We start from the raw sequence: 14,042 nt of genomic DNA, 5'->3' as shown, positions 1-14,042 counted from the left end.
ACTTACTATTATGATATCACATAACAGAATTAAATTCAATATTAGTATTCACAATGTCCAACAGTTCTAGGGAATGGAATGACATCTCTTATGTTTGACATTCCTGTCATATACATAACCATTCTTTCAAAACCTAAACCAAATCCACCGTGTTTAACTCCACCGTATTTTCTTAAATCAAGATACCATTTGTATTCTTCTTTATTGAATCCTAATTCATTCATTTTCTTATCCAACAATTCGTATCTTTCTTCCCTTTGACTTCCTCCAATTAATTCACCAATTCCTGGGACTAAAAGATCTGTTGCCGCAACTGTTTTGTTGTCGTCGTTAAGTCTCATGTAGAACGCCTTGATTTCTTTTGGATAATCAGTAACAAATACCGGCCCGTCAACAACTTTTTCACTCAAATATTTTTCGTGTTCTGTTTGTAAATCCATTCCCCATTCAACAGGATATTCAAATTTTTCTCCTGATTTTTGTAAAATTTCAACAGCTTTAGTATAAGTTAATTTTTTGAATGATTTATTGGCAACTTTTGTTAATCTTTCAATTAAGTTCTTGTCTACAAAACTGTTGAAGAATTTAATTTCTTCTTCACAATTTTCCATAACATCTTTTATGATATATCTAACCATATCTTCAGCCAAATTGCATACATCATCCAAATCAGCAAAACATATTTCAGGTTCCATCATCCAGAATTCTGCAGCATGTCTAGGAGTATTAGAGTGTTCACTTCTGAAAGTTGGTCCAAATGTATACACATTTCTAAATGCTAATGCGTAAGCTTCTGCTTGTAATTGACCGCTTACAGTTAAGTTAGTAGATTTTGAGAAGAAATCTTGTGAAAAATCAACATTTCCATCGTCATCTTTTGGAATATTATCTAAATCTAATGTTGTAACTCTGAACATTTCTCCAGCGCCTTCAGCATCACTACCTGTTATTATTGGCGTATGAACATATACGAATCCTCTTTCATTAAAGAATTTATGAATAGCAAATGCCAATCTACTTCTAACTCTAAATACAGCATTAAATGTATTTGTTCTTGGTCTTAAATGTAATATTGTTCTCAAAAATTCAAAAGTATGTCTCTTCTTTTGAAGTGGATAATCATCTGTAGATTCTCCTTCAACTATAATTTTTTCTGCTTGAATTTCAAAAGGTTGTTTAGAATTTGGAGTCAAAACTAATTTACCAATAACAATAATTGCTGAGCTTAATTTTAACTTTTCACACTTTTCAAAATCTTCATTATCTTTTCCTACTACTATTTGAACTGGGTTGAAGAAAGTTCCATCGTTTAGTTCAATAAATCCAACATTCTTACTGAATCTTGAGTTTTTAATCCAACCTCCAACTTCAACTTCTTTGTCAGAATATTTTTCGTAATCTTTAATTAAATCTCTAATTAATATCATTCTTTACTCCTCGTTTTTTTATATATTTTGCTTTCATATCCAATATCTTTTGGATCGTAATATTTTTGATTTTTCAATTCGTCTGGTAAATATTGTTGATAGGAGTCGTCATTGTGCGGATACTTGTATCCAACTCCCCTATCCAATGATTTTGCCCCACTATAGTGCGCATCTTTTAAATGACTAGGAACATCGTAAATCTTATTTTGTCGAATATCTTCCAAAGCCTTGTCAATCGCGACATAAGACGTATTAGATTTCTCGCTAGATGTAAGATAAATTACACCATTCGATAAATTTATCCTACATTCTGGTAACCCTATTAAATTTACTGCGTTGAACACATTGATAGCTACAGTCAAAGCTTCTGGATTTGCTAGTCCAATATCTTCTGATGCAAAAATCACCATTCTTCTAGCAATAAATTTAGGATCTTCTCCACTTTCAATCATTCTTGCTAAATAATACAAAGCTGCGTCAATATCAGAACCTCTCATAGATTTAATGAATGCCGATATAACATTATAGTGATCTTCTTCTTTGTCATATTTCAACACAGGTTTAAATACAGAATTTTTTATCGCATCTTCATCTATAATTAAACATCCATTTACTAAATCTGAGCTTTCGACTGCAATTTCCAAAGCATTCAATGCACTTCTTGCATCTCCATTTGCAGAATTGACAAGAACATCAATAGCTTTTTCATCAATTTGAATGTTCATTTCTCTAAGCTTTTTATCTTCTGTAAGCGCATTTTCTATGATATTTCTAATATCTGTATCAGTCAACGGTTTCAACTCGATAATTTGACATCTAGATAAAAGAGCCTTGTTAACTTCAAAGAATGGATTTTCTGTAGTAGCACCTATCAGTGTAATTGTACCGTCTTCAACATATCCAAGCAAAGCATCTTGTTGCGATTTATTAAATCTGTGAATTTCGTCTATAAACAAAACAGTCTTTTTATTATACATACTCAAATTATTTTTGGCTGTTGAAATGACTTCTCTAATATCTTTAACTCCACTAGAAATAGCAGATAATCTTTCGAACAACGAATTAGTTTGGTTCGAAATTATTTCTGCCAAGGTTGTTTTTCCAGTTCCGGGAGGCCCATAAAAAATCATAGAAGGAATTTTATCAGCCTTTATCAACCTATTCAAAAGCTTTCCTTCTCCAACCACATGGGATTGTCCAAAATATTTATCCAAACTTTTAGGTCTGAGTCTATTTGCTAACGGCGAACTATTTTCTTTTTGTAATTGTAAATTATATTCAAATAAATCCAAAATATTTCCCCTTTAACATTTATTTTATTTATATCTTACCACAAAAACTAAATATCGTTAAATAAAAATTAAAGGTCGGATAATTACCCGACCTTATTCATTATCTAATTTTGATATTTCCTCGTTAAAAGATTTAACATCTGTAAATTCTCTATACACAGAAGCAAAACGAATATATGCCACCTTGTCAATCTTCTTAAGCTTTTTCATTATTAATTCACCTATTTCAGATGAATCTACCTCCCTTTTATTGCTATGTGTTAATTCAACTTCTATCTCTTTAGTAGCCTCAAGCAACACTGAATCTGGAACGGGTCTTTTTTCACAAGACTTTTTCATTCCACGATACACTTTATCCCTATCAAAAGCTTCTCTGTTTTTATCTTTTTTTACCACTGTAAGGTTATTAAAATCATATCTTTCATAAGTGGTAAATCTTTTGTGACAAGAAATACATTCTCTCCTTCGTCTAACTATCTTATCATCTTCCGATGCTCTAGTATCTACAACTTTTGTATCAGATGCATTACAGAACGGACATTTCATTAGAATCCTCTTCTCTTCAAGAATGAAGGTATTTCTATATCGTCGTGATCTTTTTCAGAAGTTTCTTCTGATTTTTGAGAAACTGAATCAGTTTTTTTGTTTGATTTTAATTTGTTAGCCATTGGATTGTCAGAATCAAATCCTGTTGCAATAACAGTAATCTTGATGTCATCTCCTAGTGAATCATCGATACCAGCACCAAATATAATATTAGCATCTGGATCTACTTCTTCTCTAATTAATTCTGCAGCTTCATTAACTTCGAATAATCCTAATTCTTTTCCAGTAACGTTAATTAACACAGCTTTTGCTCCACCAATTGATGTTTCTAATAAAGGAGATTTAACTGCAAGTTTAGCAGCTTCCATTGCTCTATTATCTCCGTTTGCTTTACCAATACCCATATGAGCAATACCTTGGTTTAACATAATTGATCTAACATCTGCAAAGTCTAAGTTGATTAAGTTAGGTACAGCGATTAAATCAGAGATACCTTGAATACCATCCATTAGAACTTCGTCAGCCATCATGAAAGCTTCAGACATTGTAGTTCTCTTGTCTGAAATTTGTAACAATTTATCGTTAGGAATAATTACCAAAGTATCAACTTTTCCCTTCAAAGCTTCGATACCTTGTTCAGCTTGCATTTGTCTTTTTCTTCCTTCGAATGTAAATGGTTTTGTTACAACACCAACTGTAAGTATTCCTTTTTCTTTTGCGATTTGTGCAACTATTGGTGCAGCACCAGTACCAGTTCCACCACCCATACCAGCAGTTACAAATACCATGTCTGTTTTGTCAAGTGCTTCTTCGATTTCGTTTCTACTTTCTTCAGCAGCTTTCATACCAACTGCAGGATTAGCTCCGGCTCCCAAACCCTTTGTAATCTTGCTTCCAATTTGCAATTTAGTATTAATATCTAAATTATTTAAAATTTGTTTGTCAGTATTAACTGCAACAAATTCTACACCTTGCAAACCTTCTTCTTTCATTCTCTTTACGGCGTTATTTCCGCCGCCACCAACACCAATTACTTTTATTTTGGCTAAATCATTATCTTCTAGTTCCATATCAAAAGTCATAACATCCTCCTAATTTGTAATTAAAATTCCTTTTAATCTCTTTAACTTAATTATACTACAAGTTCAACAATATTTTTAATGACATTTAGCGTTTTTCCACTTCTCATTTGTTTTGTACTTGTAGTATAATCTTTATTATATTTAATTATTTTCAGCTACATTTAGCTATTTTGTTTTGTATCTCTAACGTTTTTGAAGTTTATTGCTTTTTCTTTGAGTTTGATGTAATTTTTAAATCATAAAACTAATAATATACCAATGTATTATAAATACACCATATTTTTTATGCATCTTATAAAATCTTTTTTAGAAGGCAAACTCCAAAACTGTAATTACTCAGTTTGTTCTAGATTTTCTTTTATCAAAAATGGTTTTTGAGGATCTTTAGTATCTAGCATTTTTGTGTTTATACTTTTAGTACTAATTTCTTTTAAAATCTTCGAAATATTATTTGATTTCTTCTCTGAGTCATTTAAATCTCCAAAAAACACTTTTATTTCGTTTTTTGTAACCATAGTTACATCGTTTGAATTTACGACGTTAATTTCAGTTAATTGTCCTAAAATTTTGTGTGAATAAAGATTATACAAAAACTCATAAAATTTTTCGTCTGATTTTAAATTACTAATTTTTAACAAATTTTCATTTGCTCCAACAATTTTAACAATTTTTGAATAGTCTATTCTATCCTTGTTCTTTGCAATTTTAAAATCTGAATCTACGAAAATTTTATCTTTTCCAACTTCAAAATAACAAATATCATTTGCCTCTTCGACTGTTATTTCAATAGTATTTGGATAAATCTTCTTGATATTTGCATTTCTAATATAAATATCTTTATTAATTTTTTCCTGTAATTTTTTCTTATTAAATCTAAAAATATTTTCGCCTAATGAGTAATTAGCATAATCTTTTATTTCAGATATTTTTATTATTTTATTGTTTTTAACTGTGATTTTTTTTATTGAAAAATAGTCAAGTGTAGCACATAAATACGCTATGAATCCAATCAATAGCGATATTGCTACAATAATTACTACTCTATGCTTTCTCATCTTGTTCTACCAATCTGTAAAGTTCGTCTACAATATCTTTACAAGCAGTTGGATAAGACATTTTCTTCGAGTTTTCTGAAAGTTCTTGTAATAATTTATCGTCACTTAATATTTCATTAATTTGGTCAAATAGGGTATTAGCATTCACGTCTTTTTCCAATATAACCTTACTTGCTCCTATTTTTTCAAATGCTCTTGCGTTGTGTTCTTGATGATTTTCTGTTGTATATGCTTTTGGAACAAGTATTGACGCTTTACCCAAGAAGGATAGTTCAGCTAGTGTTATAGCCCCACTACTTGTAACGATCAAATCAGACACAGAATAAGCTTTATCTATGTCATCTATATATGGATAGATGTGTAAATTTCTAATGTCATTTCCTGATTTTTGTATAAACTCATCATAATTTAATTTGCCTGTAGCTAAAATTACCTCAAATACATCTTGATTAGATATTTTATCAACCATATCAAGTGTTGCTTTGTTTAATATTTCAGAACCATTTGATCCGCCAAATATGAATACAACTTTTTTGTTTTCTGATATTTTGTATTGTTCAATTGCTGCATCTTTGTTTTTTCCAATATCAGTAAATCTGTTCCTAATTGGATTACCAGTTACAACCGCTTTTTCTTGATTTTTGAAGTATTTAATAGATTCTTCAAATGTGACAAAATATCTATCAACATATCTTGATAATATCCTATTAGTAACTCCCGGAAAACTATTTTGTTCGTGAAAAGCTACTTTCGCTTTAGTTTTTGTGGCTTTGTATAATATAGGTCCACTCACATATCCACCAGTTCCAATAACAAGATCTGGTTTAAAATCTTTAAGAATTTTGTTTGCTTCTTTTAATCCTTTGAATAATTCTTTCAAAGCTTTAAAAGAATTCGCATTTATTTTTCTAGGGATTCCTCTAACATGTATAGTTTTAAAATCTATTCCCAATTTTGGAACAATACTACTTTCCAATCCTTTTTCAGTTCCTACATAAAGTATTTTATTATTTTTATCTCTTTTTTTTAATTCTTCAATTAATGAAATGGCTGGATATATATGTCCACCTGTTCCGCCGCCAGATACTATTATATTCATTGTCTCTCCTCTTCATTGTTTCTGTCTACATTTAAAATTATCCCTACTAATGCCAACATAATCATCAAAGACGTTCCACCATACGATATAAATGGTAATGTCAATCCTGTTGGAGGAATTAATCCCGTAACCACCGTCATATTAACATACGCTTGTATCCCGATTACGAAAAGTATTCCAGATACCAATAATCTTGAATAAGTATATTTTGTTTTCATCGCAATTCTGATTCCAAAAACTAAGAAGGCAAAATAAGCAACAATTAAAATCAAAGCTCCTAAAAAACCAAATTCTTCACAAATAATCGCAAAGATAAAATCGTTATGAGCTTGCGATAAATACAAAAATTTCTGTTTACTCATACCTAATCCACTACCCAGAAAACTACCGTTAGACACTGCTGCCAACGATTGGGATAATTGCCATCCCTCATCTTCTAAATTCCCCAGTGGATCAATAAAAGCTATAATCCTGTCAATTCTACTGTAACCTATTTTTACTTTAAATATAGATATGTATCCAAATACAAGTGCAGTTATAAATGTAGATATAATGTATCTAATATTTAAACCACTTACCATAAATACGCAAAAAACACTTCCTATGATTACTATTGCTGTTGATAAATCGGGCTGGATAAATACAACACCTCCTGATATCGCAACTAATATAATCATTCTCAAAAACCCTTCTTTGAAGGTTTTAATTTTATTGATATTTTGCGATACAATAGCTGCTGCTAAGTTAATCGATGCAAATTTAAGAATATCCGATGGCATAAAGCTAAATGATTTAATCTTGATCCAACGTTTTGCGTAATTTATTTCTTTTCCCAACGGTGTAAAGACAAGCATACACAATAAAATTGCAAAAGCAAATATCCATAATGCATTTTTTTTGTAATTCTCATTATTAAATACACTGGTAAATTTCATGAAAATAAAACCAAGCAATGCAAAAATTCCTTGTCTTAGTCCATAATAATACCAAGCTCTATGTTCATTAACTGCCGTTGGCCAACTTGAACTTAGTACCATAATTATTCCAAAAATTGTCAGGAAAATTGTTATATACAAGATACCTTTCCCATCTTTTGAAAGTTTCATGCTTCTATCCTCGCAAATTTTTTACTAATTCTTTAAATTCATTTCCTCTTTCTTCATAGTTATTGTACATTCCCCAACTTGCACTAGCTGGAGAAAGTAGCACCACATCTCCACTTTCAGCTATTTTATTAGCTTGAATAACCGCTTGTTTCATATCATCTACTAAAAATATATTTTCAAATCCATATTCTTTTGCTTTTTTTTCGAACAACTCTCTAGTTTGCCCCATTAAAATCAATGCTTTAAACTTGTTCTTACCAGCTATGAAAAAATTATCCAAGCTTACTTTTTTGTCGTATCCACCAGCTAATATAATAACATTCTTATCAAAAGATTCTATTGCTTTAACACTTGCATCAACATTGGTTCCCTTAGAATCGTTGTAGTATTTTACTCCCGATAATTCTCTTACTAATTCTAGCCTATGTTCTACACCAGAAAAACTCATTAAAGTTTGTCTGATACTATCATTATTAATACCTATCAGCTTTGCTAAAGTAACACAGAATAGAACATTTTGATAATTATGATAGCCTATTAATTTAACATCTTTTAAGTCAATTATTTTGTTGCAATCTGAATCAGAAAAATATATTGAATCGTCTTTGATGAATGAACCTTTTTTCACATCGTTTGAAGTAGACACATCATATACATTTGATTTTGTAAAATTTTTGCATTCTTCGTAGTATTCATCATCAACATTAAGTACCGTGTAACATTTATGGTCTTGATACTTTAATACATTCCTTTTTGCGTTTACATAATTTTGCATACTTCCGTGCCAATCAATATGATCTGGAGTAATATTGATTATGCAAGAATATTGTGGTTTAAAGTTTTTCGTACTTTCTAGTTGGAAGCTTGAACATTCAATAACAAAATATGTGTCTTTGTCGCTGTTATAAATTTCCCATAACATTCCAACACCAATATTTCCTATTGAAATAGCTTTTCTTCCTGAATCATTCAACATTTTAGTCATCAAAGAAGTTGTAGTTGTTTTCCCATTCGTGCCAGTAATTGCTACAATTTTAATATCTTCAAAAATTCTTTGTGCCAATTCCAAATCACTAACAACTTCGATATTTAATTCATTCGCCTTTAATATCACTGGATTATCCATTCTAATTCCAGGACTTTTTAAAATAATATCGTATTTATCAATAGTATCTATAGTCTCTATTTGAACGTCTAATTCATTTAATATTTTTGTTTTCTCTTCGTCAATATTATCATCAATAGCTCCCAAATCATATCCTTTTAATTTTAATGTTTTTAGAGCTGATATTCCTGTTCTAGCTAATCCAAATACTAATATTTTTTCCATAATTCACCTATAATATATCTATTAATGTAATTAAACTTGTAATTACTGATACAACCATAAAAGTTGATACTATTTTTTGTTCTTTGTAGCCTTTTAATTCATAATGATGATGAATTGGACTCATCAAAAATACTCTTTTTTTATTTCTCAATTTGTAGCTAGTCATTTGAATTATTACGGATAACACTTCAATCATGTACACAAATCCTAAAATAATTAAGTAAAAACTCAATCCGTACATAGCCATAATCATTACCAAAGCGCCACCTATAGCCATCGAACCTGTATCCCCCATAAAAACTTTAGCTGGATTTGAATTGTACACCAAAAATCCCAAAAGGCTACCTGCAAATATAATACTGAATATACTAGCTGTTGAATTTAAGTTATACAAAATAATACTTGTAGCAATGAACACAGGAATTGATACAGAAGTTGCAAGTCCGTCTAATCCATCAGTAAGATTAGTAGCATTAGATGTTCCCATCATTACGAAAATCAAAAATGGATAAGTTATTATTCCAAAATCTACTGTTTTATGGAAGAAAGGAATAACTTGTTTTGTAAAATTTGGATTTACTTGTTTAATCAAAAAACAAGCTATGATGGAAAACAAAAGTTGTAACACAAGTTTTTGTTTTTCGTTTAATCCCAATGAACGTTTCATTACTAATTTCATGAAGTCATCTATAAAACCTATCGCTCCAAATGCAAGCATTCCATAAATCGCCAACAAAACTTCACTATTAAATAATCTGAATACAATCACAGTAATCAATGTAGATATTATAAATATAATACCTCCCATAGTTGGTGTTCCAGCTTTTGAATAGTGTGATTTGGGGCCGTCATCTCTGATTTCTTGACCAATATGTTTTTGTCTTAAAATCCTGATTATAAACTTTCCTAATATCAACGAAATTACGATAGATAATAACATCGACATTAAAATTTCACTTTTAAAATTCATATTTATCTCCTTAAATTATGAACAAAATTATGTCCAATTTTATACCTCATAAGTATTTATTATACCACACGAAAAAATTATTCTTCAGTATTTTTCTCTTGTTCAGTATAAATTTTAATGTAAGATTTTGGATCCATCAATTTGTTTTCTTCAGGATCAGTTTTTACTACTTTACCTTTTTTACCATTTTTGATTTCGATATTTTTAATACCGTATTTCTCTAAAGTATCTACAGCATCTTCAACTGTGAATCCTACTATTTCAGGAATTCTAATCATTGAGTCCTCTACACTTCCCGTCGTAAGTTCAATTATATCTCCCTTATTCACTTTAGAATATGCAGCTGTTTCTTGAGAATTTACAATTGAATTCAAATTCGAATTTGAATTTGTAACCTTAGACTTTAATCCCAACGAATTTAATTTATCAACTGCTAACTTCAATGTAAGCCCTTCTAATTCTGGAACAGTAACCTTATATGAATCGTCAGCATCCAGTCTGGTTTTATTTATTCTCTTATATTCTATAATTCTAGAGAAAATCTTACCTGCAGAAGGTGCGCATACAGCACTTCCGCCGTTTTTTCTTTGAGGCTCATCTACAACGATTAAAACAGTGTATTCTGGGTGATCTGTTGGAAAAGATCCAAAAAATGATGCAGTTGTTTTACTGTCAGTGTATTTGCCGTCTTCGATTTTTATACTTGTTCCTGTTTTACCACCGATTCCAAATCCTTGAATTGCAGCTTTTTTACCACTTCCATCATCTACAACTCCCTGCAACATTTTATTAATTTGCTTTGAGGATTGTGCAGAAATTATTTGTCTTTTTACTTTTGGCTGAACTTTTTCTACCTTTTTTGTATCCTTTGAAATAAATTCCTTTGCAACATGTGGTTCTATCAACATTCCACCGTTTACTATTGAGTTTAAAGCAGTTATCATTTGAATCGGCGTTGCCGAAATACCGTGACCATAAGAAAGTGTAGCAAGTCTTGCTGCATCTATATCTTTCACGCTTTTCGGAGCTATTCCCAATTCTTCAGCCGGTAAATCAATATCTGTTTTTTGATTAAATCCAAATCCATTTACGTATTTTTGAACATTTGCTTTTCCCAAATCTCTACCAATATTTACATATGCAATGTTGCAAGAATTGTTAAAAGCTTCTTGGAAAGTTTCGTCACCATGAGGATTCCAATATCTTTCGCATCTTATGACAACGCCTGGAATATCCCTGATAAATCCATTGCAAAAATAATGTGATTCTTGTGTTGCTGTATGCTCTTCAGTAGCAGCTGCACTAGTTATAGTTTTAAATACACTTCCCGGCTCATAAGTCCATGAAGTTGCTTTATTTTCCCACATATTAAAATAAAATTCACTCATTTTATCATCATCATTTTCTTTTTTCAAATCATTTAATTCATTTATTTGATCTCTTAAAAGCGGAGTTTTAGGATCATTGGGGTTAAAATTCGGATAAGATCCCATACCCAATACATCCCCATTATTTGGATTCATAACAATTATCGTCGCAGATTTTGGCTTAAAATTATTCTCTATGTCTTTTAAACTATCTTCTACAAAACCCTGGATAGTACTATCTATAGTTGTTTTTAAATCATATCCATTTTCTGGATTTATTATCACAGAACTATCATCAGATAAATCGATCGATCTATTAACTGAACTGTTCAGAATTCTTTTTCCGGGTTTCCCTTTTAATTTAGCATTATAAAAGCTCTCCAACCCAACAACGCCATCATTATTTACATTTGTAAATCCTAAAACTTGAGCTAACATTTCCTTGTTTGGATAATACCTCTTTTTCTCAGAAACGATGCTAATAAATTTCTGATTACTAATAGGTAGTTTTTTTATGTTTTCTATTTCTGTTTTTGATAATGAAGGTTTAACTAGAACTGTTTTCTTTTTATCTAAAACTTTTCTTAATTCTTCGGGTTTAATACTTAAAGTTTTTCCTAACGAATCAATTAAGTTTGATTTCGATTGATCATTTAAATAAGTAGCATTTACATACAAATTATTGGATACCACATTATCTGCCAATGTCTCTCCATTAGTATCTAATATTTTCCCTCTTTCAGCATCAATATTAATAGTATTGGTGCTTTGTTTTGCCGATAGTTTTCGGTATTTATCTCCGGAAGGAGTCAATTGTAAATAAATCAGTTTACCAACTATTAATAATACAATAATTGTCAGTATACAAAATAAAACTACAATACGAGAATTGTAGTTTTTATTGAAATTTTTATTAATTTTTCCTTTGCTTAAATTGCGCCTTCTCATTATTTTTCCTCTAATTTTAGGTACATAATTTGAGCATTTTCAGGAAATTGCATACCCAAATTATTTTTTGCTATTTCTTCAATATTTTTACTAGTTAATTTACTTTCTATATGAGATTTTATCACATCTCGGTTGCCTTCTGTAAGCATTACTTGATTTTTTACTTCTTTTAATTCACTGGACATGCTTTGAATTTTAGAATAACGATTCATAACCAAAATGGATAAACAAATAACTACGCATATCATTACTTTATTAAAAGTAGAAAAGAGATTTGTTCTTCTACTAGGTCTATTTAATTTTTTTGTTTGTTCAATTTTTTTGACTTCAAATTCTTTTTTTTCTACATACTGTGGAAAAACTTCAATTTTTCTTTGTGCATTACCCATTTTTGTCTCCATTTATTAATCAAATCATATAATTATCAAATAATCTTTTCAGCAACTCTCAATTTTGCACTTCTAGCCCTAGAATTTTGTTTTAATTCTTCTGTTGAAGGCTCTATCGGTTTTCTAGTAATAATCTTAATTTCAGGCTTATGATTACAAACACATACCGGAATTTCTGGAGGACAAATACAACCTTTTTGTCTTTGTTTGAAAATATCTTTGCAAATTTTATCCTCCAAAGAATGAAACGTTATTATGCAAATTCTACCTTCAGGATTGAGCAAATCTATGCAATCTCCAACTGCTTGTTCTAAAACGTCTAATTCTTTATTAACTTCAATCCTAATTGCTTGAAAAGTTTTCTTTGCACTGTGGCCTTTTTGATTCATTCTTACTTTTTTAGGAATCGCTTTTTCGATGACTTCTACTAATTCGAAAGTAGTATTAATAGGTTTGATTTCCCTTTCATTGCATATAAACTGAGTAATTCTTTTCGCCCATTTTTCTTCTGAATATTCGAAAATAATATTTTCCAAATCCTCTTGTGAATAAGTGTTGACGATATCCTTGGCGCTAATTGGATTAGTTTGATCCATTCTCATATCCAAAATCGCATCATGCATATAAGAAAAACCTCTACTATCTTCATCGATTTGATAAGAGCTAACACCTATATCCATTAAAATTCCATCAACTTTTTCAATCCCTATATTTTGTAAATCGCTTTTAATATTTTTAAAATTATCCTTTATAAAGATAACCTTATCTCCATATTCTTTTAAGCGTTCTTTTGCTACTGTTAATGCGTCTTCATCTTGATCAAAGCAAATTAGCTTACCATTACCAATTCTTTTTGCAATTTCTCTGGAATGTCCCGCGCCTCCAACAGTGCAATCCACATAAACTTTTCCGTCTCTAATATTCAAATTTTCGATGCATTCATTTAATAAAATTGGCACATGTTTGAATTCCATAATTCACCTACAAATCAAGATCATTTAAATCATCAGCTAAATCGTCATAGTTTAGTGAAGAATCATTAGAATATTGTTCCCATTTTTCTTTATCCCATATTTCAATACGATTGGATACTCCAATAATAGCAACTTCTTTTTTGATATCTGCATAATTTCTCAAGGATTGTGGAATCAAAAATCTTCCTTGTTTATCAATTTCTTGATTACTAGCACCAGCAAAAAACACTCTTGAAAACGCTCTTGCTTGTCTTCTAGTTAATGACAATTTATTAAGCTTTTCGGTCATTTGGATAAAAGCAGATACAGGATATACGAAAAGACATTCATCCATACCTTTTGTAATGTAGAATTCTTCTCCTATTTCATCCCTAAACTTTGAGGGCATAATAACGCGACCTTTTGAGTCAATATTATGAAAATATTCGTTAATAAACATTTTTCCCTCCACTTTGTT

Annotated in this window: 13 protein-coding genes; all 13 read right to left on the bottom strand. The window is 30.3% G+C overall.

Features of this window, described 5'->3' with window-relative positions; translation table 11 throughout:
* Positions 1 to 41: 41 nt before the first annotated feature.
* Positions 42 to 1,427: an asparagine--tRNA ligase gene (gene asnS / locus ABDJ34_RS00450; RefSeq protein ID WP_412701035.1), complete on the bottom strand. Its 1,386-nt coding sequence runs from the start codon at positions 1,425 to 1,427 to the stop codon at positions 42 to 44.
* On the bottom strand, positions 1,424 to 2,719 hold the full coding sequence (locus tag ABDJ34_RS00445) for a replication-associated recombination protein A (protein ID WP_316529803.1): 1,296 nt from the start codon (positions 2,717 to 2,719) through the stop codon (positions 1,424 to 1,426). The genes asnS and ABDJ34_RS00445 overlap by 4 nt, the downstream gene beginning before the upstream one ends.
* Positions 2,720 to 2,812: 93 nt before the next feature.
* On the bottom strand, positions 2,813 to 3,265 hold the full coding sequence (gene nrdR / locus ABDJ34_RS00440; RefSeq protein WP_002836229.1) for a transcriptional regulator NrdR: 453 nt from the start codon (positions 3,263 to 3,265) through the stop codon (positions 2,813 to 2,815).
* The gene (gene ftsZ / locus ABDJ34_RS00435; protein WP_094224593.1) at positions 3,265 to 4,347 is read right to left on the bottom strand and encodes a cell division protein FtsZ; all 1,083 of its coding nucleotides are present in this window, start codon (positions 4,345 to 4,347) and stop codon (positions 3,265 to 3,267) included. The genes nrdR and ftsZ overlap by 1 nt, the downstream gene beginning before the upstream one ends.
* A 332-nt stretch (positions 4,348 to 4,679) precedes the next feature.
* Positions 4,680 to 5,402 carry a cell division protein FtsQ/DivIB gene (locus tag ABDJ34_RS00430; protein ID WP_412701034.1) on the bottom strand — a complete coding sequence of 241 codons (723 nt, stop codon included), beginning with the start codon at positions 5,400 to 5,402 and terminating at the stop codon, positions 4,680 to 4,682.
* Complete coding sequence (gene murG / locus ABDJ34_RS00425) at positions 5,389 to 6,501, bottom strand: undecaprenyldiphospho-muramoylpentapeptide beta-N-acetylglucosaminyltransferase (RefSeq protein ID WP_412701033.1); 1,113 nt, start codon at positions 6,499 to 6,501, stop codon at positions 5,389 to 5,391. The genes ABDJ34_RS00430 and murG overlap by 14 nt, the downstream gene beginning before the upstream one ends.
* Positions 6,498 to 7,607, bottom strand: coding sequence for an FtsW/RodA/SpoVE family cell cycle protein (locus tag ABDJ34_RS00420; RefSeq protein ID WP_412701032.1), 1,110 nt, complete (start codon positions 7,605 to 7,607; stop codon positions 6,498 to 6,500). Before ABDJ34_RS00420 ends, murG begins: the two co-directional genes overlap by 4 nt.
* A 4-nt stretch (positions 7,608 to 7,611) precedes the next feature.
* Positions 7,612 to 8,937, bottom strand: a complete 1,326-nt coding sequence (gene murD / locus ABDJ34_RS00415; RefSeq protein WP_412701031.1) for a UDP-N-acetylmuramoyl-L-alanine--D-glutamate ligase — start codon at positions 8,935 to 8,937, stop codon at positions 7,612 to 7,614.
* Between the two features lie 7 nt (positions 8,938 to 8,944).
* On the bottom strand, positions 8,945 to 9,907 hold the full coding sequence (gene mraY / locus ABDJ34_RS00410) for a phospho-N-acetylmuramoyl-pentapeptide-transferase (protein ID WP_316445296.1): 963 nt from the start codon (positions 9,905 to 9,907) through the stop codon (positions 8,945 to 8,947).
* Between the two features lie 77 nt (positions 9,908 to 9,984).
* A complete protein-coding gene (locus tag ABDJ34_RS00405) occupies positions 9,985 to 12,222 on the bottom strand; it encodes a penicillin-binding transpeptidase domain-containing protein (RefSeq protein ID WP_412701030.1) in 2,238 nt (745 codons plus the stop codon).
* Positions 12,222 to 12,611, bottom strand: coding sequence for a cell division protein FtsL (locus ABDJ34_RS00400; RefSeq protein ID WP_094205542.1), 390 nt, complete (start codon positions 12,609 to 12,611; stop codon positions 12,222 to 12,224). Before ABDJ34_RS00400 ends, ABDJ34_RS00405 begins: the two co-directional genes overlap by 1 nt.
* A gap of 35 nt (positions 12,612 to 12,646) precedes the next feature.
* The gene (gene rsmH, locus ABDJ34_RS00395; RefSeq protein ID WP_412701029.1) at positions 12,647 to 13,585 is read right to left on the bottom strand and encodes a 16S rRNA (cytosine(1402)-N(4))-methyltransferase RsmH; all 939 of its coding nucleotides are present in this window, start codon (positions 13,583 to 13,585) and stop codon (positions 12,647 to 12,649) included.
* A 7-nt stretch (positions 13,586 to 13,592) separates the two neighbouring features.
* Positions 13,593 to 14,024 carry a division/cell wall cluster transcriptional repressor MraZ gene (gene mraZ / locus ABDJ34_RS00390; protein WP_035109458.1) on the bottom strand — a complete coding sequence of 144 codons (432 nt, stop codon included), beginning with the start codon at positions 14,022 to 14,024 and terminating at the stop codon, positions 13,593 to 13,595.
* Positions 14,025 to 14,042: the final 18 nt, after the last annotated feature.

It is taken from the genome of Finegoldia dalianensis (assembly GCF_046255015.1).
Lineage (GTDB): Bacteria > Bacillota > Clostridia > Tissierellales > Peptoniphilaceae > Finegoldia > Finegoldia magna.
The sequence above is the reverse complement of the archived record's forward strand: the minus strand, read 5'-3'. Positions and strand labels throughout refer to the sequence as shown.

Excerpts from the sequence above, each read along its gene's own strand:
- asnS (WP_412701035.1), bottom strand. The coding sequence starts at position 1,427 with ATGATATTAATTAGAGATTTAATTAAAGATTACGAAAAATATTCTGAC.
- nrdR (WP_002836229.1), bottom strand. The coding sequence starts at position 3,265 with ATGAAATGTCCGTTCTGTAATGCATCTGATACAAAAGTTGTAGATACT.
- ftsZ (WP_094224593.1), bottom strand. The coding sequence starts at position 4,347 with ATGACTTTTGATATGGAACTAGAAGATAATGATTTAGCCAAAATAAAA.
- ABDJ34_RS00430 (WP_412701034.1), bottom strand. The coding sequence starts at position 5,402 with ATGAGAAAGCATAGAGTAGTAATTATTGTAGCAATATCGCTATTGATT.
- murG (WP_412701033.1), bottom strand. The coding sequence starts at position 6,501 with ATGAATATAATAGTATCTGGCGGCGGAACAGGTGGACATATATATCCA.
- ABDJ34_RS00420 (WP_412701032.1), bottom strand. The coding sequence starts at position 7,607 with ATGAAACTTTCAAAAGATGGGAAAGGTATCTTGTATATAACAATTTTC.
- murD (WP_412701031.1), bottom strand. The coding sequence starts at position 8,937 with ATGGAAAAAATATTAGTATTTGGATTAGCTAGAACAGGAATATCAGCT.
- mraY (WP_316445296.1), bottom strand. The coding sequence starts at position 9,907 with ATGAATTTTAAAAGTGAAATTTTAATGTCGATGTTATTATCTATCGTA.
- ABDJ34_RS00405 (WP_412701030.1), bottom strand. The coding sequence starts at position 12,222 with ATGAGAAGGCGCAATTTAAGCAAAGGAAAAATTAATAAAAATTTCAAT.
- ABDJ34_RS00400 (WP_094205542.1), bottom strand. The coding sequence starts at position 12,611 with ATGGGTAATGCACAAAGAAAAATTGAAGTTTTTCCACAGTATGTAGAA.
- rsmH (WP_412701029.1), bottom strand. The coding sequence starts at position 13,585 with ATGGAATTCAAACATGTGCCAATTTTATTAAATGAATGCATCGAAAAT.
- mraZ (WP_035109458.1), bottom strand. The coding sequence starts at position 14,024 with ATGTTTATTAACGAATATTTTCATAATATTGACTCAAAAGGTCGCGTT.